Annotated in this window: 21 protein-coding genes, 1 tRNA gene and 2 pseudogenes; 14 read left to right on the top strand and 10 right to left on the bottom strand. The window is 64.1% G+C overall.

Annotated features, from left to right (window positions below):
- Positions 1 to 14 precede the first annotated feature (14 nt).
- Positions 15 to 87: transfer RNA gene (locus OVA15_RS12380), tRNA-Lys, on the top strand.
- On the opposite strand, the gene OVA15_RS13495 is transcribed toward OVA15_RS12380, so the two are convergent.
- On the bottom strand, positions 49 to 465 hold the full coding sequence (locus tag OVA15_RS13495; RefSeq protein WP_442786754.1) for a helix-turn-helix domain-containing protein: 417 nt from the start codon (positions 463 to 465) through the stop codon (positions 49 to 51). The two genes, OVA15_RS12380 and OVA15_RS13495, sit on opposite strands and share 39 nt — an antisense overlap.
- Positions 466 to 494: 29 nt before the next feature.
- Here OVA15_RS13495 and OVA15_RS12385 point away from each other — a divergent pair, with 29 nt between their 5' ends.
- The 5 genes from OVA15_RS12385 to OVA15_RS12405 are packed head-to-tail and all read left to right on the top strand — an operon-like array spanning position 495 to position 4,453.
- Positions 495 to 722, top strand: coding sequence for a helix-turn-helix domain-containing protein (locus tag OVA15_RS12385; RefSeq protein ID WP_268145294.1), 228 nt, complete (start codon positions 495 to 497; stop codon positions 720 to 722).
- Complete coding sequence (locus OVA15_RS12390) at positions 719 to 1,588, top strand: hypothetical protein (RefSeq protein ID WP_268145296.1); 870 nt, start codon at positions 719 to 721, stop codon at positions 1,586 to 1,588. The genes OVA15_RS12385 and OVA15_RS12390 overlap by 4 nt, the downstream gene beginning before the upstream one ends.
- A complete protein-coding gene (locus tag OVA15_RS12395; protein ID WP_268145298.1) occupies positions 1,578 to 2,549 on the top strand; it encodes a DUF2637 domain-containing protein in 972 nt (323 codons plus the stop codon). The genes OVA15_RS12390 and OVA15_RS12395 overlap by 11 nt, the downstream gene beginning before the upstream one ends.
- Positions 2,546 to 3,583, top strand: a complete 1,038-nt coding sequence (locus OVA15_RS12400) for a helix-turn-helix domain-containing protein (RefSeq protein ID WP_268145300.1) — start codon at positions 2,546 to 2,548, stop codon at positions 3,581 to 3,583. The genes OVA15_RS12395 and OVA15_RS12400 overlap by 4 nt, the downstream gene beginning before the upstream one ends.
- A gap of 3 nt (positions 3,584 to 3,586) precedes the next feature.
- On the top strand, positions 3,587 to 4,453 hold the full coding sequence (locus tag OVA15_RS12405) for an RNA polymerase sigma factor (protein ID WP_268145302.1): 867 nt from the start codon (positions 3,587 to 3,589) through the stop codon (positions 4,451 to 4,453).
- Here OVA15_RS12405 and OVA15_RS12410 read toward each other — a convergent pair.
- Complete coding sequence (locus OVA15_RS12410) at positions 4,428 to 4,943, bottom strand: recombinase family protein (protein ID WP_326493296.1); 516 nt, start codon at positions 4,941 to 4,943, stop codon at positions 4,428 to 4,430. The genes OVA15_RS12405 and OVA15_RS12410 overlap by 26 nt on opposite strands.
- A gap of 22 nt (positions 4,944 to 4,965) precedes the next feature.
- Here OVA15_RS12410 and OVA15_RS12415 point away from each other — a divergent pair, with 22 nt between their 5' ends.
- A complete protein-coding gene (locus tag OVA15_RS12415) occupies positions 4,966 to 5,529 on the top strand; it encodes a GNAT family N-acetyltransferase (protein WP_268145305.1) in 564 nt (187 codons plus the stop codon).
- 68 nt (positions 5,530 to 5,597) lie between these two features.
- On the opposite strand, the pseudogene OVA15_RS12420 reads toward OVA15_RS12415, so the two are convergent.
- From OVA15_RS12420 to OVA15_RS12440, 5 genes and pseudogenes are all read right to left on the bottom strand, one after another.
- Positions 5,598 to 6,495: pseudogene (locus OVA15_RS12420) on the bottom strand (IS5 family transposase).
- A gap of 4 nt (positions 6,496 to 6,499) precedes the next feature.
- Complete coding sequence (locus tag OVA15_RS12425) at positions 6,500 to 6,763, bottom strand: recombinase family protein (RefSeq protein WP_268145307.1); 264 nt, start codon at positions 6,761 to 6,763, stop codon at positions 6,500 to 6,502.
- A gap of 128 nt (positions 6,764 to 6,891) precedes the next feature.
- The gene (locus OVA15_RS12430) at positions 6,892 to 7,032 is read right to left on the bottom strand and encodes a hypothetical protein (RefSeq protein ID WP_268145309.1); all 141 of its coding nucleotides are present in this window, start codon (positions 7,030 to 7,032) and stop codon (positions 6,892 to 6,894) included.
- A 138-nt stretch (positions 7,033 to 7,170) separates the two neighbouring features.
- Complete coding sequence (locus tag OVA15_RS12435; protein WP_268145311.1) at positions 7,171 to 7,377, bottom strand: hypothetical protein; 207 nt, start codon at positions 7,375 to 7,377, stop codon at positions 7,171 to 7,173.
- Between the two features lie 37 nt (positions 7,378 to 7,414).
- Positions 7,415 to 8,011: a class I SAM-dependent methyltransferase gene (locus tag OVA15_RS12440; RefSeq protein ID WP_268145314.1), complete on the bottom strand. Its 597-nt coding sequence runs from the start codon at positions 8,009 to 8,011 to the stop codon at positions 7,415 to 7,417.
- A 132-nt stretch (positions 8,012 to 8,143) separates the two neighbouring features.
- On the opposite strand from OVA15_RS12440, the gene OVA15_RS12445 reads away from it, so the two are divergent.
- From OVA15_RS12445 to OVA15_RS12470, 6 genes are all read left to right on the top strand, one after another.
- Complete coding sequence (locus OVA15_RS12445) at positions 8,144 to 9,280, top strand: IS30 family transposase (protein ID WP_268143872.1); 1,137 nt, start codon at positions 8,144 to 8,146, stop codon at positions 9,278 to 9,280.
- 56 nt (positions 9,281 to 9,336) lie between these two features.
- On the top strand, positions 9,337 to 10,131 hold the full coding sequence (locus tag OVA15_RS12450) for an alpha/beta fold hydrolase (protein WP_268145316.1): 795 nt from the start codon (positions 9,337 to 9,339) through the stop codon (positions 10,129 to 10,131).
- 552 nt (positions 10,132 to 10,683) lie between these two features.
- Positions 10,684 to 11,787 (top strand): DNA methyltransferase, encoded by a 1,104-nt coding sequence (locus OVA15_RS12455; RefSeq protein ID WP_268145319.1) that lies wholly within the window; start codon positions 10,684 to 10,686, stop codon positions 11,785 to 11,787.
- Positions 11,780 to 12,712 (top strand): hypothetical protein, encoded by a 933-nt coding sequence (locus OVA15_RS12460; RefSeq protein WP_268145321.1) that lies wholly within the window; start codon positions 11,780 to 11,782, stop codon positions 12,710 to 12,712. Before OVA15_RS12455 ends, OVA15_RS12460 begins: the two co-directional genes overlap by 8 nt.
- Positions 12,709 to 13,275 carry a recombinase family protein gene (locus OVA15_RS12465; protein ID WP_268145323.1) on the top strand — a complete coding sequence of 189 codons (567 nt, stop codon included), beginning with the start codon at positions 12,709 to 12,711 and terminating at the stop codon, positions 13,273 to 13,275. Before OVA15_RS12460 ends, OVA15_RS12465 begins: the two co-directional genes overlap by 4 nt.
- A gap of 187 nt (positions 13,276 to 13,462) precedes the next feature.
- The gene (locus OVA15_RS12470; protein ID WP_268145325.1) at positions 13,463 to 14,224 is read left to right on the top strand and encodes an SDR family oxidoreductase; all 762 of its coding nucleotides are present in this window, start codon (positions 13,463 to 13,465) and stop codon (positions 14,222 to 14,224) included.
- A 163-nt stretch (positions 14,225 to 14,387) separates the two neighbouring features.
- Here OVA15_RS12470 and OVA15_RS12475 read toward each other — a convergent pair.
- Positions 14,388 to 15,553: pseudogene (locus tag OVA15_RS12475) on the bottom strand (IS3 family transposase).
- Positions 15,554 to 15,795: 242 nt separating this feature from the next.
- Positions 15,796 to 16,563: an SDR family oxidoreductase gene (locus OVA15_RS12480; protein ID WP_268145328.1), complete on the bottom strand. Its 768-nt coding sequence runs from the start codon at positions 16,561 to 16,563 to the stop codon at positions 15,796 to 15,798.
- A gap of 110 nt (positions 16,564 to 16,673) precedes the next feature.
- On the opposite strand from OVA15_RS12480, the gene OVA15_RS12485 reads away from it, so the two are divergent.
- Positions 16,674 to 17,222 (top strand): GrpB family protein, encoded by a 549-nt coding sequence (locus tag OVA15_RS12485; RefSeq protein WP_268145330.1) that lies wholly within the window; start codon positions 16,674 to 16,676, stop codon positions 17,220 to 17,222.
- 203 nt (positions 17,223 to 17,425) lie between these two features.
- On the opposite strand, the gene OVA15_RS12490 is transcribed toward OVA15_RS12485, so the two are convergent.
- A complete protein-coding gene (locus OVA15_RS12490) occupies positions 17,426 to 17,821 on the bottom strand; it encodes a hypothetical protein (RefSeq protein ID WP_268145332.1) in 396 nt (131 codons plus the stop codon).
- Positions 17,822 to 18,241 lie beyond the last annotated feature (420 nt).

An 18,241-nucleotide genomic window follows, 5' to 3' on the forward strand; every position in this document is an offset into this window, starting at 1 on the left:
TCCGGGCGGCGGTGGGGCCCTTAGCTCAGCTGGCAGAGCAGTGGACTTTTAATCCATGGGTCGTGGGTTCGATCCCCACAGGGCCCACTCCTTCTCCTCAGCCCCCGTAGTGACCATGTCGCTGCGGGGGCTTCGTCGTGCCTGGAGAATCTCCGGCCCCAACAGGTCTGCCAACGAGATGTCGAGCCAGTCGGCGATGGCGACTAGCTCTGTGACGGAGAACTCTCGCGAGCCGTTCATGCGGAGGCTGACTGCACTCCTGGCGATCCCTAGCTGCCGAGCGAGATCGCTCTGGTTGCGTCGTCGTCGCGCCAGCCAGGACCGGACCTCCTCGGCCACATGATCGCTGACCCATGTCGTCTCCTGCGTGCGTGATTCCGTCATGTGGTGAGCATACGTCGGAAGCGGCCAGCAGTCGCCGCAGACGAACCGATGTCTCCAAAATGAGGCGATCCGTCTTGACATGATGTTGCCGAAATGGCGACACTCGTCGCATGACGACACAGAAGCAGCTCGCGCTCCAGATCCGATCCCGGCTGGCGCTGCTCGACATGACTCAGAAGCAGCTCGGTGAGGCGCTCGGGCTCGGTCATGCGGCCGTCTCGGCGCGCATGAACGGGCATAAGGACTTCACCTACACGGAACTGATGAAGACGGCGGAGGTGCTCGGGGTCTCGCTCCGGGATCTGCTGCCGGATGAGGAGAAGGAGATGCAGCGATGAGCGCGACGACGATGACGACGAGCCCGCAGCCGCTGACTGAGGCAGATGCACGTGAGCTGACTGACCAGATCGCAGAAGGACTGGCTGATGTCCACTCGCTGATCGTGCAGGCCTGGGAGGGCCGCGTCTGGGAGCCGCTGGGCTTTGAGACCTGGGATGCCTGGATTGATGCGAACTTCCGAGGCCTCCAGCTGCGCCCGCCGCGCGAGCAGCGCGACGAGGTCGTGCAATCCATGCGTGACGCCGGTATGAGCATGCGGGCGATCTCGCGAGCCACGGATCTGTCCTACAGCACGGTCCAGCGTGTCGCGCCGGCAGGTGACCCAAATGGGTCACCTGAGGAGTCCTCGAACGTCGTGGGTCTCGACGGAAAGTCCTACAAGAAGGCCAAGGAGCCGACCCCGACGGCGGAGGCTCCTGCCGAGTTCGCCGACGTGTCGTTGGATGGGCTCGGGATCCCGATGGTCGATCCCGCAGATCTGCCTGGTGCGGATGCCGATCAGGTGCTCTCCGGGGACGTCTTGGACCCGGAGCCGGACTCCGGTGAGGAGTCGGAGCCGGCGGAGTCTGCCTGGTGGGAGGAGCCGCGACAGGCGCTTCTCGAGGCTGAGTTCCGTTGCGCGGCACTGCTGAAGCAGCGCAAGGCGGAGCCGCGCTTGACTGAGGATCCGCAGGATCCGGGGCCGTCTCAGCTGACGATGGCCGCAGCTCGGGCCGTGCTGGCAGCCGGCGGTGTGATCGTCGATCTCGGTGTTGAAGACCTCGATGGCGAGTCGCAGGAAGCGCTGCGGAAGGTGCTCTCGACGGTGATGACGTCGCTGGACGGTGTGATCGGTGATCTGGAGGAGGCCGAGGATGACAGCTGAGCGCACAGAAAACGATGCGCGCCCGGCGGCATCCGGACGCGCATCACATCAGCAGGAAGTCCAGGACTTAGGAGGATCAACGCTGATGGGCGACACGGTAGCACCGACTCCTAAGCCGGAGGTTGCTGGCACGTCTCGGATTGATCCGGACACTCGCGGCATCCAGTGGACGGTGGTGGTTCTGGTGGGTCTGCTCGGGCTGACGTCGTTCGCGGTCTCGTTCCGGGCGCTTCATGACGTGGCGGCATGGGCTGGCATCGGTCCCGGTCTCCAGTGGGCAGTGCCGGTGTTCATCGACGGCGCGATCCTGACTTACGCCTTGGCGGTCCTCGTGCATCGCTCGCGTGGCGAGTCTGTGTGGCCGTCGTGGACGTCGTTGGCGGTGTTCACGGCGATGTCGGTCGCTGCGAACGCTGCGCACGCCGTGGCGGCTCCACAGGAGCTGTGGTGGCAGATCTGGGTCGGTGCAACCCTGGCGGCACTTGCTCCGCTGGGTGTCTTCGCGGCGACCGAGCAGATGGCTCGCCTGGTCGTGTTGCGTCCGCAGGATCGGCAGGTGTCGGTCTCCCCTGTGGTTGCGCTGCCGGCATCGGCAGCGCCGCTGGAATCGCCTGTCGACTCGCCGGCACCCGGACCCGAGGAGCCGCAGGAGCCTGCTGAGGAGCCGACGCCGGAGCGGGAGACCCCCGCTGAGAATCCGGCACCGGAGGCCCCTGTTGAGGGGCCGGAGGAGCCTGCCGAGCAGTCGGATTCTGAGGCCAAGAGTGAAGTGGTCTCGGAGCCTGAGGGGCCTTCAGAAGACGAGTTCGTGGCTTGGGTTCAGCGGCGTCGTCGTGAGGGCGAGGCGATCACCGGGCCGACTGCCGGCGCCTTCCTGGGTGTTTCTGAGCGCACGGGTCGGAACCGGATCAAGGAGCTGCGCGCGGCGCGGCCAGAGCTGTTCGAGGAGGACGCGGCATGAGCATCAAGGCGATCTCGTGGGCGTGGCAGCAGGAGGCCAAGTCCAGCCATAAGTTCGTGCTGATGGCCATCGCTGACAGCGCCAATGACTTCGGTGAGGCGCAGCTATCGCAGTCCTATCTGGCCTGGAAGACGGAGCTGTCCGAGCGCGTCGTGAGGGACGCGCTGCGGGCGCTGGAGGCAGCTGAACTGATGTCTCGTCTGCGCACCGTGCGCCGTGATGGCACCAGGGGCGTCGACAACGTCGTGCTGCACCTGGAGCGCGGGTCCGAGAAGGCTGCCTGGCGGGGAGTCAGCGAGGTCCGCAGGCAGCTCGCGCAGCGTGTGCAGCGCGACGGTCTGGCCGCTGGCCAGGACCACGGCCCGGACGTGTTCAAAGCCGACACCGAGGACAGAGTCGCAGGTCAGAACCACCGGCAGAATCTGCCGGTAGGAGGGGACTACCGGCAGATCTCGCCAAACCTACCGGCAGAATCTGCCGGTAGGCCCCCTCGCGGACACTTACCTACTACGCGTGCGCACGTCTTTTATCCATCATCATCATCCGTGCCCGAAAACGGGCCTGTGGATGACGACGATCGATCGATGATGACGATCGAGGATCATCCTCAGCAGCCGACTCCGGCCACCCGTCCGAGCCAGTACCGAGGCGTGAACGTCGCTCGACTGCGGATGGAGCACGGGGCCACTGTCGGGTCGTGGTCGGAAGCTGTCTGGGTCGCGGTGGTGGATCTCGTGCTCAGCCGGGCTCGCGGGGCGGTGAGCCGACCGCAGGCTTTCGTCAGCCGAGCGATTGAGAACGATCACGGCGTGATGCTCGAAGCTGCCGAGTCCGTAGGACAGCTTGAAGACGTCTTCGGCACCACGGCGCAGCCTGGCCCCGGACAGCCGGCTCAGCCGGTCGTCCCTGTGGCTCCAGCAGCCGTGTCCGGACGTCGGGTGTCGTGCCCGGTCCACCACACGGATCACCTGGAATCTCACGAGTGCGGCGGTTGCCGAGCCGACCGGCTGGCACAACGGTCCGAGGAGGGCTGAACGATGGCAGGACTGGACAACCCGCAGCAGACCGCTGGTCGGCTGGTGGCAAACTCGCCGGAGGCGTGGCAGGCCGTGCTGGAGACGATGGATGCTGTCTCTCCGGTGATCCGCTCAGTGCTGGGGCCGGCTGGATACGGCTCCGAGGCGGAGGACATCGAGCAAGAAACGGTAATCTCGGCGGTCCGGGGCATCGGACGCTGGAGCGCAACGGACGGGCCGCTGGTGGCCTGGGTGACGATGATCGGCAAGCGTCGAGCCATCGATTTCATCCGCCGGCAGAAGCACATGAGCCGTTCGGCAGTGGTCTTCGCAGGACAGGGAAGCGACGACGACGAGACCCAAGTGATCGACGTCGCCGAACCGTCGTTCGAGGAGCAGTTCCTGGACCGGGATGAGGCCTGGGCGACGGTGGAGTCCGTGCTGGGGCAGGTGCAGCTGCTGCTGCGCAATCGCGTGACTGTGGCCAGGGCGCTGGTGGTTCTGGTGCGCTGCGATGGCGATGTGGCGGAGGCGTCGCAGCTGATGGGCCTGGCGGAGCCGGTGCTGCGTGAGGCGCGTCGGGAGACGGTGCGCATGGCCCTGGTCGTGCGCAATGCGCTGCGGCTGCACGATGGCGGCGGGAAGGTCGGGATGACCGAGCTGTGGGCCTGCCTGCCTGACGGTGTTGGTTCGTGGACACGGGTCGTCGCGGTCGAGGTTGCGAAGGCCGGTGGAGTCGATCGTGTGCGGGCCTCGGTCGTAGCGAAGACCTGGGGCTGGAGTGAGTCGACGGCACGGCAGCGGATCGCGGACACGCTGTGGCTGCTGTCCGTGGCGCGCACGCTCGGCGAAGGCGGTCGGATCATCCCTCAGCAGAAGGTCTGCTGAGGGGCGCGTAGTGACCGGCCTTGACACGATGGATGGTGCGCTTGCTGACGCCGTGCAGGGTGGCAACGTCAGTAACGGTCATGCCGCTGTCGAGGGCGGCTTGCGCTGCTTGAACCTGCGTTGGCGTAAGTGTTGTTGGTCGGCCTCCGGTACGGCCTTGCCTACGCGCGTGCTCCAAGCCCGCATGTGTGCGCTCAATCATCGTCTCCCGCTCCCACTGTGCGAGCGAAGCGAGCACAGAGACGACGAGACGGCCTGCCGGTGTGGACGTGTCGAGGTCCATGTCCAGGGCGCGCAGCGTGACGCCTTGGGTGTCGAGGTGCTGGACGGTGCGCAGCGTGTCCACCGTCGAGCGGCCTACAGCGTGTCTCCCAAATGATCTGACGGGAGACGACGGCGGATCCGCCCGGCGAGTCGGCCGCGACGTAGCCAACAGGCACACGCGCAGAGCGGCATGAGCGTGCATCGATATTCTTGTTGCTCCAGGCATGCCGTGCGGTCAGTCTGATGCCATGGAGTCAACGCCTTTCACGGACAAACCAACGCTGCGCGGAGAACTGGTGACCCTTCGCCCCATCCGCGCGGAGGACGCCGACGAGATCAACGCGATCATTCGCGCTGACGACGAGATCGCCCTGCTGACCGGATCGGTGCACTCCAGCACCGAGAAGTTTCCAGGGGCGTCGATCGAGCGGCTTCGCGACATCTATGGTGCCTGGGCCGTGGCCGACGACCGGCTCGTGCTCGCGGTCATGGACAACACAACGGATGAGCTCGTCGGTGAAGTTGTGCTCCACGAGTGGGACGAGGGCAACGAGTCCTGCGGCTTCCGTACCTTGATCGGGGCCGCTGGCCGCGGCCGCGGGCTCGGCACAGAGGCGACCCGGCTCATCGTCGAGCACGGCCTAACGAAGATGGGCATGCACCGCATCACCCTCGAGGTGTACGACTTCAATCCACGTGCCCGCCACGTCTACGAGAAGGTCGGCTTCATGCACGAGGGCACGGGCCGTGAGGCGCTGCGCCTCGACGATGAATGGATCGACGTGCATTTCATGGCCATCCTCGCGCACTGACATCCGCCCGTCGCACGCCCTCCACCCATCGCCCGACTCTAGATGTGTGCGTGAAGCCGCGACCGTGGTCATCTCCGCTCAGTGAGGGCTGGGAGCCACAGGAGGATCGCGCGCAAGATGATGGCGGCGTGGTAGGTCGAGGCGAGTTTGTCGTACCTGGTCGCCAGGCCGCGCCACTGCTTGAACCGTTCGAAGCTGTTCTCGATGACGTGCCGCCTGGCGTACTTGGAAGGATCAGTCAGCGGCGGGCGACCGCCACGAGAACCGCGACGCTTCCGGTGCCCTTGCTGGTCACGCGGCTCAGCAATCACTGCTGTGATGCCCCGACCGCGCAGGAGCGCACGGTGACCCCGTGAGGAATAGGCCTTGTCGGCCATCACCGAGTCAGGCGTGGTCCGCGGACGGCCAGCCCCCTCGCGCGGGACACACACCGCGCCGAGCAGCTACGGGAACATCGTGGAGTCGCTGCCCTGACCCGGCCCGACGGCGACGATCATTGGACGTCCCTTGCCGTCGCACAACTGATGGACCTTCGTCGAGAGGCCTCCACGGGAGCGTCCAATCGCGTGATCAACCGGCTCGGATTTCTGTTTCATGTAGTTCGATGAAGCCCCCCGTGAGGCGCGTGGTGTTCGTCGCGTGTTGGTGGGCGCGCGCGATCGTTGAATCGACCGCCACGTCCCAATCGATCTCGCTAACCGCATCAGCCCTGGTCAACAAGGCGGTCAACACCTTGTCCCACGTCCCGTCGCCAGCGAAACGACGATGGCGCTTCCACACCGTCTGCCACGGACCGAATTCCGCCGGGAGGTCACGCCAAGCGATCCCGGTCCGGTAGCGATAGATGATCCCCTCAATCACGAGGCGATGATCCGAGAACCGACGCCCCCGGCGCCCCTCCGAGGACGGCATGAATCCCTCGATCAAAGCCCACTCGGCATCCGAAAGCGACTGCATCCGCGACATGGCCCTAGCCTCGCCGATACGGCATCGGGATTTGGGAGACACGCTCTAGCCGGTCTAGGCGGGTCACCATGAGCACGTCGCCGTCGCGGATACCGTGACTCAGCGCCATGTCCAGGCCGGGGCGCGCGCTGCGCGCCCCGCTGATCGTGTCGGTGTAGACGCGCTGCGCGCCTGCCGCGCGCAGCGCGGTCTCCTGCGCGGTCAGGGATTCACTCTGGTCGCGCGTAGACACCCTCGCGTATCCGAGGATCACAGCGCCGCCGTCCATCGCTGAATGTCGTTGACGAGCTCGGCCAATCCGTCGTGGTCGAACCAACGGATCAGCAGCGCGACCGCGATGATGCCAAGGGCGGATGCCACGAAGTCAGGAATGGTCGCACGCCACGTATGCAGGTGTCATCGGTTGAACGGACCAGCGGCGGGGTTGCGGCAGCGCCCGTCGTCGCTGGTGTTCCACACTCCACAATTGCGCGTGAGGCCCACGGCGATAGCGAGCAGGAGCAGCGAGGCGATAAAGAGCATCGTCATGCCGGTCATCGTGCCGCTCCCTTCGTCACGTCGCGGCTCTCGATGTGGGCCACCGGCTCCCCAATCGCGCGGTCGACGAAATACGGGTGCGGATCGGTGGTCATGTCGTGCTCCTTCTGCTTGAGTGTCTGGATCGGGGGGACGGTCTCAGATGGTGTCGGCTTCGGCTACCGCTTCCTCCACGGTGCTCAGCAACTCGTCGTAGTCGTCGCGCTCGTCGGCTTCGCCCGCTGCGCCTTCCTTTCGTTGGTCGGCTGCATGCCTGGCCTGCTCGTGCCGATCACGGGCCCCTTCCAGTGCGGTCGTGAGGCGGTCGATCTGGTCATCGGTGAGGTCAAGGGTCACGCGGTACATGAGGTTCCTTCGTGTGTCGAGTGTGCGGCACAATCGGTCAGCTGTGGCGCAACGCGGTGATAGCGCCGTGCGGCCGGTATCCGGGCCCGGTCCTGGAATGCGTTTCCTCCACTTCGAACCCCGCAGTGCGCAGGTGCTGGCTCAGGGCGGCCACTGGCCACGAGTAGGCCGTGACCACGGCGTGCTCGAAGGCCGCAACCTCCGGTCCTTCGAAGAACCCCAGCAGGAGCCTCCCGCCCGGCCTAAGGACCCGCGCGAACTCACTCAATGCCTCAGGGACCCTGCCTGGCGTCAGGTGGATGAGCGAATACCAAGCCAGAACCCCATCCAGGGCTCCCGAAGCCGCCGGAATCGCGTCCAGGCTTCCCACATCGAACTTGACGTGAGGGAACGCGGCGCGAGCGTGGTCCACGAAACGCGGGGACAGGTCGAGCCCACCAATAGCGAGCCCGCGCTGGTGAAGGTAGCCCGTCCAGTGCCCAGGTCCACACCCCACATCGAGCACCCGCCCGGTGATGAAACCGCTCCAATAGTCCACTAGTGCGCGGTCCGCGGGATGCACGGCGTCCATAGACCCCAGCAACTCCGCGTACTCGGCAGACCGACGGTCGTAGGCCCTCTGCACGTCATCCATCACCACCTCATCGTAATGAGCGGCTCTCCAACGCCGACGCGGACACTGTGCCGTAAACGGTGGCGGTCTCAACCGATCAACGCACCACCCGGTGATGGGAGCATGCGGATAGATCGGCGAGGAGGCCAGGGCATGGTGTTGACTCTCGAACAGCAGGACGCGGTGTGGGAACGGTGGCGCGCTGGCGAGCCGGTCCGGGTGATCGCCCGGACTGTGCGCTGCACCCGCGAAGCGGTACGTCGGCTTTTGGCAGTGACCGGCGGAATCCGCCCGGCAGCGCGTTCACGGGCACCTCTGAGGCTGTCGCTTGCTGAGAGGGAAGAGATCTCCCGCGGACTCGCGGCCGGTGATTCCGCGCGCGCTATCGCGACTCGCCTGCGCCGGTCTGCCTCCTCGGTCTCGCGGGAGATTGCCCGCAACGGTGGACCCGCGCAGTACCGGGCTGCGGCAGCCGATCGACGAGCCTGGGAGAACGCGAGGCGTCCGAAACCGTGCAAGCTGGAGGTGCACGATGACCTGCGAATTATCGTGCGGGAAAAGCTGATGGGGGATTGGTCGCCACAGCAGATCGCGGCATGGCTCCGAGAGAACCCCGTTGCAGCTCGTGGGGTTCGGATTTCACACGAGACGATCTACCGGACTCTCTATATCGGTGCGCGACTGGCACTGCCGTCGTCCCTGAAAGGGCATCTGCGTTCGGGGCGCGGCATGCGCGCCTCGAGGAAGGCTCGTCGTACCGGGCAAGGACGGGGTCAGCTGCGGAACATGGTCTCGATCCATGATCGACCGGAGCAGATCGAGACCCGGACCGAGGTAGGGCATTGGGAGGGTGACCTCGTCATGGGACGACGTCCCAGCGCCGTGGCAACCCTTGTTGAGCGAACTACCAGGACTGTTCGCCTCGTCAAGCTCGATGGCATCAAGGGTCCAGACGTGCATGCCGCGCTCGTCCGGAACCTTCGCGGCCTGCCGAGCTCGATGCTGAAATCGATCACCTGGGACCGTGGCCGGGAAATGTCCGAGCACGAGCAGCTTGCCCGTGACCTCAGCATCAACGTCTACTTCTGCGATCCTCGTTCGCCCTGGCAGCGAGGATCGAACGAGAACACGAACCGACTCCTGCGTCAGTATCTTCCGAAGCACGCGGACCTGTCCCGGTTCGTCCAGACCGACCTGGACAAGATTGCGGAGAAGATCAACACCCGACCACGGCGGGTGCTCGGTTGGGAGACTAGCCACGAACGACTCCTCGACGCGCTCATGACCTGAGCAGACAATCCGAGCTACTGGCCGGCGCCGCTTCTGAGCCGCTGTAGTGTTGCTGAATGGACGAGCTAAGGCGTGCGGTAACGGTCGAGGACGGAACTACCATCTCTTACTCGCTCTTTGCCGGAGCGGACCCGGCGGTCGTGATCTTGCATGGTCTGGCCGGCAGCAGCCGCGAGTTCATCCCGACCGCTCGCGCACTAGCCCCGCGTAGCGTAATTCTGGTCGATCAGCGCGGCCACGGGGATAGCACGCGCACGCCCGCCGACGTCTCGCGCGCGGCGTTCGTCGACGACGTGGCCCTGGTAGTCGAGGCGGCAGGGGCGCAGACAGTGGACCTCGTCGGCCAGTCGATGGGCGCTCATACGGCAATGCTCGTCGCGTCCACGTACCCAGACTTGGTGAACCGCCTCGTGCTCTTGGAAGGAAACGAGGGCGGCGGGTCAGTAGAGGACCACGCCGCGATCGGTGAGTACTTCAGGTCCTGGGAAGTCCCGTTCGCCAGCCGCGAGAAGGCGAGCGAACTACTCGGCGGGAGTGCACTGGCGCGGGCGTGGGCAGCTGACCTGGAAGAACGCGAAGACGGCCTTTATCCGCGTTTCGACGCCGACGTGATGGTTCGCGCCATCTCCGAGGTAGCAGTCCCGCGCTGGAGCGAGTGGGAGAGCATCACAGCGCCGACGCTGCTGGTCTACGCGGACGGCGGCATGTTCACCGAAGACCAGAAAGCTGAGTTCGTTCGCCGTGGGAAGAATGCCCAACGAGCCGACCTCACCGGCGCGACGCACGATGCACACCTGGACGCATTCGAGCAATGGTCCACCGTGCTACGTGAATTCCTCACCGCGCGCTGACCGGTCTGTCTACGAACCAAACGACCCAGTAGGACGTCCGCCGTCCAACTTGCTGGGCATGGTCACCGAGTTGGAAGTCGGCCTTATCCCGGCCCAGACTCGAAAGAGTACGCAGGCCACCCAAGCCTCCGGGAAGCTGTGTGCTGCGCGACCATCTGTCGGAAATCCCAACGCGCAGCAAACCGACGTGACTACGCTCGTTGCCGCGGGTGGTGCGTTGATCGGTTGAGACCGCCGTCGTTTCTGCACCACTCCCCCGTGCCTGGCCCTCGGGGGAGTGACTCGCTGCGATAAGTCTCCGGCCCCTGCGGCGTTCGCTGCCGGTCGGTGCGCTGACACGACCGGATGCACGCCTCGGACGGGGCAGCATGTTAAGAAATGGTGTATCAGGGTGGGTCCCTTGACACTATTATCCTCGACGTAGATTTTTGACACTCTCAGCGCGCCTCGATCCTCCCAGCCGCTGTGATGGGAGACTGTCAAGAGATCGACCCAATTGCTGCACTTTCCATGGTGCCCTCAGGTGGGTGCCATGGCATACGAGGAGTACCAGTGAACAACACACCCCCTACCTACCATCTGCACGCAGGCGACGTGCAGGACGCATACGCAGACTGGCCCGCACCTACGTGCATCATCAGCGACGGTGCCTATGGAGTACGCGGGTTCCACGGAGACACCACTGATGAGGATGGCCTGGTCGACTGGTACCGCCCACACATCGACCAATGGACTGCGGCAGCTGCACCCGGAACCGCATTGTGGTTTTGGGGAACGGAGGTTGGGTGGGCAACGGTCCATCCAGAACTGAAGCGGCGCGGCTGGGATTATGTGCAGACCATTGTGTGGGACAAGGGAATCAGCCACATTGCGGGAAACGTGAACGGGAAAACCATCCGGCAGTTTCCGGTGGTTACCGAGGTCTGTGTGCTTTACCAGCGTCGTTTCGAGGTCGAGACTGACGGCGCCACTCTGAATGCTCAAGCTTGGCTCCGTCATGAGTGGCGACGCTCCGGACTTCCTATGTACCTGGCCAACAAGGCGACGGGCGTTAAGAATGCCGCGACACGTAAATACCTCACCTCTGACTGGCTGTGGTACTGGCCCCCGGGGACCGCAGTTGCAGCCATGGCAGAATACTGCAATGTAAATGGGTTCGAAAGCGGTCGTCCATACTTTTCGATCGATGATAAGAAATCGGTCACCGCTGACGAATGGGATCGTCTCCGTCACCGCTGGAATCATGTGCATGGCCTTACAAACGTATGGAGTCGTCCAGCACTTCACGACAGTGAGCGCATGAAGGGTTCTCTGCGACGATCGGCTCCGCGGGTATACCGGCCAACGAAGGCCAGTACGACCCACTTGAACCAAAAGCCCTTAGAGCTGATGGAACGTCTGGTTCATGCCACGACGAGCCCCGGAGACACCGTGTGGGAACCATTCGGAGGATTGGCCACCGGATCGGTGGCAGCTGTGGCTACAGGTCGTAAGGCCTACGTAGCTGAGGTGGATCCATATTTCGCTAGCCTCGCGGGTGAGCGGTTGCTCATGGCCGCCAATACCAGCGCGCCTGATGAAGAGGCAGCAGAGTTGATCCAGACTATGCCAGGGGCGGACGACCTGACTGAGCGGATGGAGCGGCGGCATGCCTAATGAAATGGATGCGGACAAGTATGAGAACGGCCCGCAGCGGCCGGAGCTTGACCCGCTGGATAGACGCACAGAACTGGTCAATGGGGTACGCGCTGCCCTCATGGCGCTACCGGGTGAGTTCGAGTTCGAGCATCCCGTGAGCGGCGTCGCCGCCACTGACCTGTTCAGTCTAAATACGTTCTTGGGCGCTGGAATTGAGCTAGAAGTCGTGCGAACGCTTAACGCTTTGCGGCCCATATGGGACCCGGAGTCAAAGTGGGCTTCGTACCGCTTCGAACGCTCGGGCCAGGCGTTTCCCGATGTGCGTCTCGTCGATCAGGTCGCCAACAGCAAGATGCCGATCGCGCTCGGGATCGAACTCAAAGGATGGTGGATGCTTTCGAAGGAAGGCGTTCCCTCACTGCGGTACGTGGTGTCTCCGGATGCATGCGCTCCGCACGATCTTGTATGTGTCGTCCCCTGGTATCTCAACAGTGCGGTCAGCGGGCGACCACAGGTTGCAGAACCGTGGGTCGAGTCGGCAAAGTTTGCTGCTAAGTGGCGCGATTACTGGTGGAGCGACGTGCGTCAAGCTAAAACGGACGCCTCTTTAAGCTACCCAGCGAATGCGCACCCGTACCCCTCGAAAGCGGATGCGGTGAGTGTTCATCCTGCCTCCGACAGCGGAAGTAATTTCGGTCGGTTACCACGGTCCAGGCCCCTCATGGATGCTTTTATCGATCAAACAATGAGCGTGCAGATTCTAGGAATAAACACACAGGCCTGGGTGGATTTCCTAAGCTTACACAAGGAAGGTGTTGCATCAGACGAGGCCGTAATTCGGGAGCTCCAAAAGCGGTTGATAAAGCGCGACGAAAATATAGCACCGGAAGTGGCCGAAGAGATTCTGCAGCGGCTAGATGAACTTCAGAACCTATTGCCATGAAGATCGGTTACGCCGGTGTGTCCACCCGGGACCAAGAGGGCTCCTTGAAGGGGCAGGAGGCCGCACTAACGGCCGCTGGATGCATCAAGGTTTTCCACGACCGGATGAGCGGCGCGAAAGCCGACAGGCCCGGTCTGTCCGAGGCACTGGCCTACCTGCGTGATGGTGAGGATGTCCTCGTGGTGGCCCGGTTGGACCGACTCGGCCGGTCCTTACCGGACGCATTGCGCACCGTGCAGCAGCTCGCCGAACACAAGATTGGTCTGGAGGCTCTGGATGTAAAGCTGGACACCTCCACAGCGTCGGGGAAGATGATGCTCACCCTGTTGCTAACCCTGGCCGAGTGGGAACGGGACCTCCTGCGGGAACGCACGCGCGAAGGCGTGGCCCGGGCTCGGGCAGCTGGTCGAGTCCCCGGACCGAAACCCAAGCTCGACACGGAAAAGACCGCAGCCGTCCGTGCTGCGGTGGCAGGCGGGCAACCCGTGGCCGCCGTTGCACGCTCGTTTGGAGTCAGTCGGCCCACGATCTACAAGGCACTGGGAACGGTCGAGGAGCGCTAGGGACAACCTAGTAGCATAAGCCCTCCATGAATGCCGGAACACCGCTTCATGCATAGACGGTGGGTTGAGCCGCCGGCTCGCCTCGGTGGTGCAGAACCCTTTGTTTGAGCTACACCGCTCAACGTGCCTATGTTGCTCAGGTAGCTGCGTCCTCGCCGGGGCCACCCCACAAGAGAGGTTTCGTCGTATGCGTCCAACTGCACTAATCACGGGGGTAGGCCGCCGATCCGGCCTAGGCGCAGCCATAGCGACTCGCCTTGCCAGCGACGGGTGGGATTTAGCTCTCGCCCACCTTCCAGGCTATGAAGAACGTGTTGGTCTCCCCTTGAGCCTCGATGACGTTGAAGACATTGCTGCGGAGTGCAGGACGCGCGGAGCAACAGTCACCCTGCTGCCTGCCGATCTGGCTGACCCTGCTGTGCCCCAGCAACTCGTCGAACGCGCCAACGAGCACGGCACTCTCACAGCCCTGGTGTTGTCTCACTCTGAAGGTGTGGATAGCTCGATCTTGGACACCACGGTGGAGAGCTGGGATCGCCACTACGCGGTCAACGCTCGTGCGGCATGGCTTCTGATCAAAACGTTCGCTGAGACACTTTCTGCCCAGGTCAAGGACAGCAATTCTGCGCGTATCGTCGCGCTGACAAGCGATCACTCCGCATTCAACCTGCCCTACGGAACCAGCAAGGGCGCGTTGGATCGTCTCGTGACGGCAGCATCGATCGAACTTGCATCGCTCGGTGTGCGCGCGAACGCAATCAATCCAGGACCGATCGATACAGGCTGGATGGATTCACAGACTCGCGACCACCTCACAGCCATGACTCCGGCTGGACGCCTCGGCAACCCCGAAGACACGGCTAACCTCGTCGCATTCCTCCTGTCTGAGCAGGGTGGCTGGGTTACCGGGCAAGTGCTACACAGCAATGGTGGCTTCGGAGTGGGCTAGTGAGCAGTGCGAAAACGGTGGCGGTCTCAACCGGTCAACGCACCACCCACTGATGGGAGCATGCGGATAGATCGGCGAGGAGGTCTTGGGTTGGTGCTGAGTCTCGAGCAGCAGGATGCGGTGTGGGAAGGGACTGCCGCACGAATAGGTGACAGTTGGGGTGTCAGGCCGCGAGGCTCACGGCGGGGTTCATGATGGTCTCGTATTCGATGGGGGTCAATCGACCCAGACGGGCCTGTCGACGGCGGCGGTGATAGTTGCGTTCGATCCAGGTAACGATCGCGATCCGGAGCTCGTCGCGGGTCCGCCACCGCTTCCGGTCCAGGACGTTCTTCTGCAGCAGGGCGAAGAAGGACTCCATCGCGGCGTTGTCCCCAGCGGCACCGACTTTCCCCATCGACCCGATGAGGTGATGACGGTTCAACGTCTGCACGAATTTGCGTGACCGGAACTGGGATCCTCGGTCCGAATGCACGATGCAGCCAGCGACGTCACCGCGGCGGGAAGCGGCGTTGTCCAGGGCGTTCACCGCCAGTCGTGCCTTCATACGGTCGCTGATCGAGTAGCCGATGATCCGGGCTGAGAACACGTCCTTGATGGCGCAGAGGTAGAGCTTGCCCTCGTCGGTCCAGTGCTCGGTGATGTCGGTCAGCCACAGTTCGTTGACGTCATCGGCGGAGAAGTCCCGCTTCACGAGATCATCGTGGACCGGCGGCCCGGGCCGTTTCCCGTTCTTGGCCCGCTTCTTCCCGAACGCGGACCACCACTGGTTGTCTCGGCAGATCTTCCGCGCGGTCCGCTCGCACATCACTTCGCCGGCCTCGGCGGCTTCGCCGGCCAGGAACCGGTAGCCATACTCGGGGTCGTCGACGTGGGCGTCCAGTCACGCGTTGGCGCGGTAGGCCTCAGTCAGCCCAGCCTGGGTGACCTGCTGGTGGCGCCAGCGGTAGTAGGGCTGACGGGAGAGCTTCAGGACCCGCAGGGACACCGCGACGGGGATGCCGTCCGCGGCGAGCTCACTCACGAGCGGGTAGAACCGTTTCCCGGCAGGTTCGCCTGGGACAGGTAGGCCGCGGCACGGCGGAGGACCTCCTTCTCCTGCTGGAGCAGCCGGATCTGCTTGCGGGCCTCACGCAGCTCGGTCGATTCCTCCCGTGTCCTGCCGGGGCGGTCGCCGTCGTCGATGTCGGCTTGGCGGATCCATTTGTGCAGCGTCATCTCGTGGACTCCGAAGTCCTTCGCGATCTGCGCGATCGTGATGCCGGCCTCACAGGACCGGGCCACTCGCACGACGTCTTCACGGAACTCCTGGGGGTAGGCAGCGGGCATGATGCACATCCTTCCAGGCCGCCCAGCGGGCAAGCCAGATCAGATGTCACCTATCCGTGCGGCAGTCCCCCCAGCGTAACTAGCCGTGCGCTGGTGACCGCTATTTACCAGCGCAAGAACCATGCTACTTATCGATGCGACTCACAGCCGCGTGGGTTCAACGCTGCTGGTCAGCGCTGGGTGTGCCCGGTGGGGTATCGTTACCAGGCTGCGCTCAGACGAGCAGTTCAGCTACAGGCGAATCATGTCGAGCCTGCCAGCCACTGCTCGACGGTGAGGTCATCGGTGACGCCGTGATCTGGTATCAGCCCGCCGGCGGCGATTGCGCGCCCGAGGTAGGGCGCTTGTGTCATCACTCGTGGCCGCCGCCCGTCAATACTGCCCCGAGCAGCGAGGATCGCTCGACAGATCTGCAAAGTAGTTGCTTCCTCAGGTCCACGAATAGCAAGAGTACGATCGTTGGCATCCTCGGCGCTCTGCTCAATGTCCTCGGCGATGATCGCCGCAGCACGGTCGGCTGCCAAGGCCGCCATCTTCATGGTGGGAAGCACAGTGACTGGCCCCAGCGTCGCGCGACGGACCACGTTGTCCATGAGTTCGAACCACTGGGCTGAGTGGACAATCGTCGTTGGTACAGCGGATTGCTGATACGTCTGCTCCTGTGCCGCTTTGCCCTGGTAGTAACCAAACCAGCGGTTCACCTTGGGGTCGGCTGCACCTGCGATCGACACGCACACAATGCGACTTACCCCTGCTGACTGCGCCGTATGGGTGATGTTCTTCGCTGTGCCGGTGAAGAACTCTCGTGACTTCTTTGCCCCAATAGTCTCGATATTCAAACAGTCCACCACCACGGCGTCCCCGTTGAATGCCCTTTCGAGGCCGGTCCTATCCCAGGCGTCGGCACCCTTGCTGCGGCTGGCGCGCTGGACCTGGTGGCCGCGCTCCTCCAGCTGATCAGCGATCCGAGACCCGATCGTTCCAGTGGCACCGAGAACAGTTATTTGCATACCAGCGAGTCTAGACCTGCCCCGACCAGCGGGCCTGTCCTCTTTCGTCCTTGGCTGCTCAGGTCACCATTGCTCCCCGCAAGGGGATCGGTGAATGGGACAATGTGCTCATGAGCCAGTGGCCGGCGTGGGCGACGGAGCAGGTGCATGTTCAACCGCCCGACGAGAAGTGGCAGCGTCGCGGGGCGCAACTGTGCCGGGAGCTGAATGCAGTGCTCGCCCGCTGGTTGGTTGCCCCAACCGAGCACGTTGGATCGACTGCTGTGCCAGGCTTGGTGGCCAAGCCGATCATCGACGTGCAAGCCGCCGTCGTTGATCTTGACTGTGCGGACTCCGTAGCACAGGTCTTGTCCGCTGCCGGCTGGCACCTCGTCCCTGCCGACCTCGACGCCAGGCCGTGGCGTCGCTTCCTGGTTCAAGTGGTCGACGAGCATCGCGCAGCGCACCTGCACTTGCTGCCTGCCGGCAGCCCGCGCTTAAAAGAGCAGGTGGCATTCCGCGATGCGTTGTGCGCTGACCCGCCGCTCATGCATCGTTACGCGGACCTGAAGCGGACATTGGCCACGCAACACACCGCCGACCGTGAAGCGTACACGGAGGGGAAGGCAGACTTCGTCCGTCGTGTCCTCGAAGAGCAGCCGCGTCCAGACCAGGAGTGAGAGCCGTCCCGAAACCGGATGGCCTTACGAACACGCAGGGCATCGCTACCACCCCCTCGCGTGCGAGGGAGTGGAGGCCGCCACTGAGCGTCTGAGAAACCCCGCCAATTAGCGGACATAGTCACAGGTCGGCGGTCGCGGATTTGAGCTGCGGAACGGTGCCACAACTCGCGCCCCAACTGGCGCGCCAGAATGGCAGACCGTCAGTGGGTTGTGTCGCGCGTGCGGATGACGTGGACGGCGGACCGGCTGAGGCCGGTGCTCTCGATCACGTCTGCGATCTTCGCGCCGCCGTCCACGGCGGTGCGGATCGCCTCGTTCCGGCGCGTGAGGGCGTCCTTGTGGCGGGCGGTCGCCGTGCGGGCTGCCTCGGACAGCTCGGCCACGTCGCCGGTCTCCGGCTCCGGCTGCGCGGCTCCGATGATCCGAAGGACCACCTGCGGGTGGAGCTGTGTGGCGCGGTTGAGGTCAACCGGGCGCGCGCCGTCGCGGCGCGCGGCACGGATCGCGGCGTCACGGCGCTGGATCGCCTCGCGGCGCTGCTCGTCCAAGTCTCGGACGGCCTGCGCCAGCTCGTGCAGGGTCTCGGGGCTGCTCATAGTGGGTGGTCCTCTCGGTGATGGGGGGCTATCCTGGGGGTGCCCTTTTGGGTGTGAGCGGGCGGCCTTTTGGGCCGTTCCGGCCCCATCGCCACTTGGTCGTGATGCGGTGGGGCTTTTTCTCTGCCCGGATCAGGCGGTAGGGGCCTTGGTCCTGCCCATCTTGGGCTGTCTGTACTACCCTACTATGGACATGATGCAAGCCAGATCAGCACATTCCTTTCGCAAATCCGCGGGGCCGCTAGTGCCTGACCTCCTGGCCTCTGCCTGTACTGGCTCTGCCGCCCGCCGGCACTTTATTGACATGTCACGGATTGGGGAGTTTTCACCTCGTCTTCGCTTGTCCCTGCTCGATCCCAGGTGCCCACCTCGGCCCGGTGACGCTGCCTGCGCTGCCTTGCCCCTGCCCTCGGTCGTGGG

The sequence above is a fragment of the Kocuria sp. SL71 genome (assembly GCF_026672465.1).
In the GTDB taxonomy this organism is placed as follows: domain Bacteria; phylum Actinomycetota; class Actinomycetes; order Actinomycetales; family Micrococcaceae; genus Kocuria; species Kocuria palustris.

What these genes read in the sequence shown, in the direction of transcription:
- OVA15_RS13495 (WP_442786754.1), bottom strand. Translation starts at nt 465, where the DNA reads ATGTCAAGACGGATCGCCTCATTTTGGAGACATCGGTTCGTCTGCGGC.
- OVA15_RS12385 (WP_268145294.1), top strand. Translation starts at nt 495, where the DNA reads ATGACGACACAGAAGCAGCTCGCGCTCCAGATCCGATCCCGGCTGGCG.
- OVA15_RS12390 (WP_268145296.1), top strand. Translation starts at nt 719, where the DNA reads ATGAGCGCGACGACGATGACGACGAGCCCGCAGCCGCTGACTGAGGCA.
- OVA15_RS12395 (WP_268145298.1), top strand. Translation starts at nt 1,578, where the DNA reads ATGACAGCTGAGCGCACAGAAAACGATGCGCGCCCGGCGGCATCCGGA.
- OVA15_RS12400 (WP_268145300.1), top strand. Translation starts at nt 2,546, where the DNA reads ATGAGCATCAAGGCGATCTCGTGGGCGTGGCAGCAGGAGGCCAAGTCC.
- OVA15_RS12405 (WP_268145302.1), top strand. Translation starts at nt 3,587, where the DNA reads ATGGCAGGACTGGACAACCCGCAGCAGACCGCTGGTCGGCTGGTGGCA.
- OVA15_RS12410 (WP_326493296.1), bottom strand. Translation starts at nt 4,943, where the DNA reads ATGCCTGGAGCAACAAGAATATCGATGCACGCTCATGCCGCTCTGCGC.
- OVA15_RS12415 (WP_268145305.1), top strand. Translation starts at nt 4,966, where the DNA reads ATGGAGTCAACGCCTTTCACGGACAAACCAACGCTGCGCGGAGAACTG.
- OVA15_RS12425 (WP_268145307.1), bottom strand. Translation starts at nt 6,763, where the DNA reads ATGGACGGCGGCGCTGTGATCCTCGGATACGCGAGGGTGTCTACGCGC.
- OVA15_RS12430 (WP_268145309.1), bottom strand. Translation starts at nt 7,032, where the DNA reads ATGACCGGCATGACGATGCTCTTTATCGCCTCGCTGCTCCTGCTCGCT.
- OVA15_RS12435 (WP_268145311.1), bottom strand. Translation starts at nt 7,377, where the DNA reads ATGTACCGCGTGACCCTTGACCTCACCGATGACCAGATCGACCGCCTC.
- OVA15_RS12440 (WP_268145314.1), bottom strand. Translation starts at nt 8,011, where the DNA reads ATGGATGACGTGCAGAGGGCCTACGACCGTCGGTCTGCCGAGTACGCG.
- OVA15_RS12445 (WP_268143872.1), top strand. Translation starts at nt 8,144, where the DNA reads ATGGTGTTGACTCTCGAACAGCAGGACGCGGTGTGGGAACGGTGGCGC.
- OVA15_RS12450 (WP_268145316.1), top strand. Translation starts at nt 9,337, where the DNA reads ATGGACGAGCTAAGGCGTGCGGTAACGGTCGAGGACGGAACTACCATC.
- OVA15_RS12460 (WP_268145321.1), top strand. Translation starts at nt 11,780, where the DNA reads ATGCCTAATGAAATGGATGCGGACAAGTATGAGAACGGCCCGCAGCGG.
- OVA15_RS12465 (WP_268145323.1), top strand. Translation starts at nt 12,709, where the DNA reads ATGAAGATCGGTTACGCCGGTGTGTCCACCCGGGACCAAGAGGGCTCC.
- OVA15_RS12470 (WP_268145325.1), top strand. Translation starts at nt 13,463, where the DNA reads ATGCGTCCAACTGCACTAATCACGGGGGTAGGCCGCCGATCCGGCCTA.
- OVA15_RS12480 (WP_268145328.1), bottom strand. Translation starts at nt 16,563, where the DNA reads ATGCAAATAACTGTTCTCGGTGCCACTGGAACGATCGGGTCTCGGATC.
- OVA15_RS12485 (WP_268145330.1), top strand. Translation starts at nt 16,674, where the DNA reads ATGAGCCAGTGGCCGGCGTGGGCGACGGAGCAGGTGCATGTTCAACCG.
- OVA15_RS12490 (WP_268145332.1), bottom strand. Translation starts at nt 17,821, where the DNA reads ATGAGCAGCCCCGAGACCCTGCACGAGCTGGCGCAGGCCGTCCGAGAC.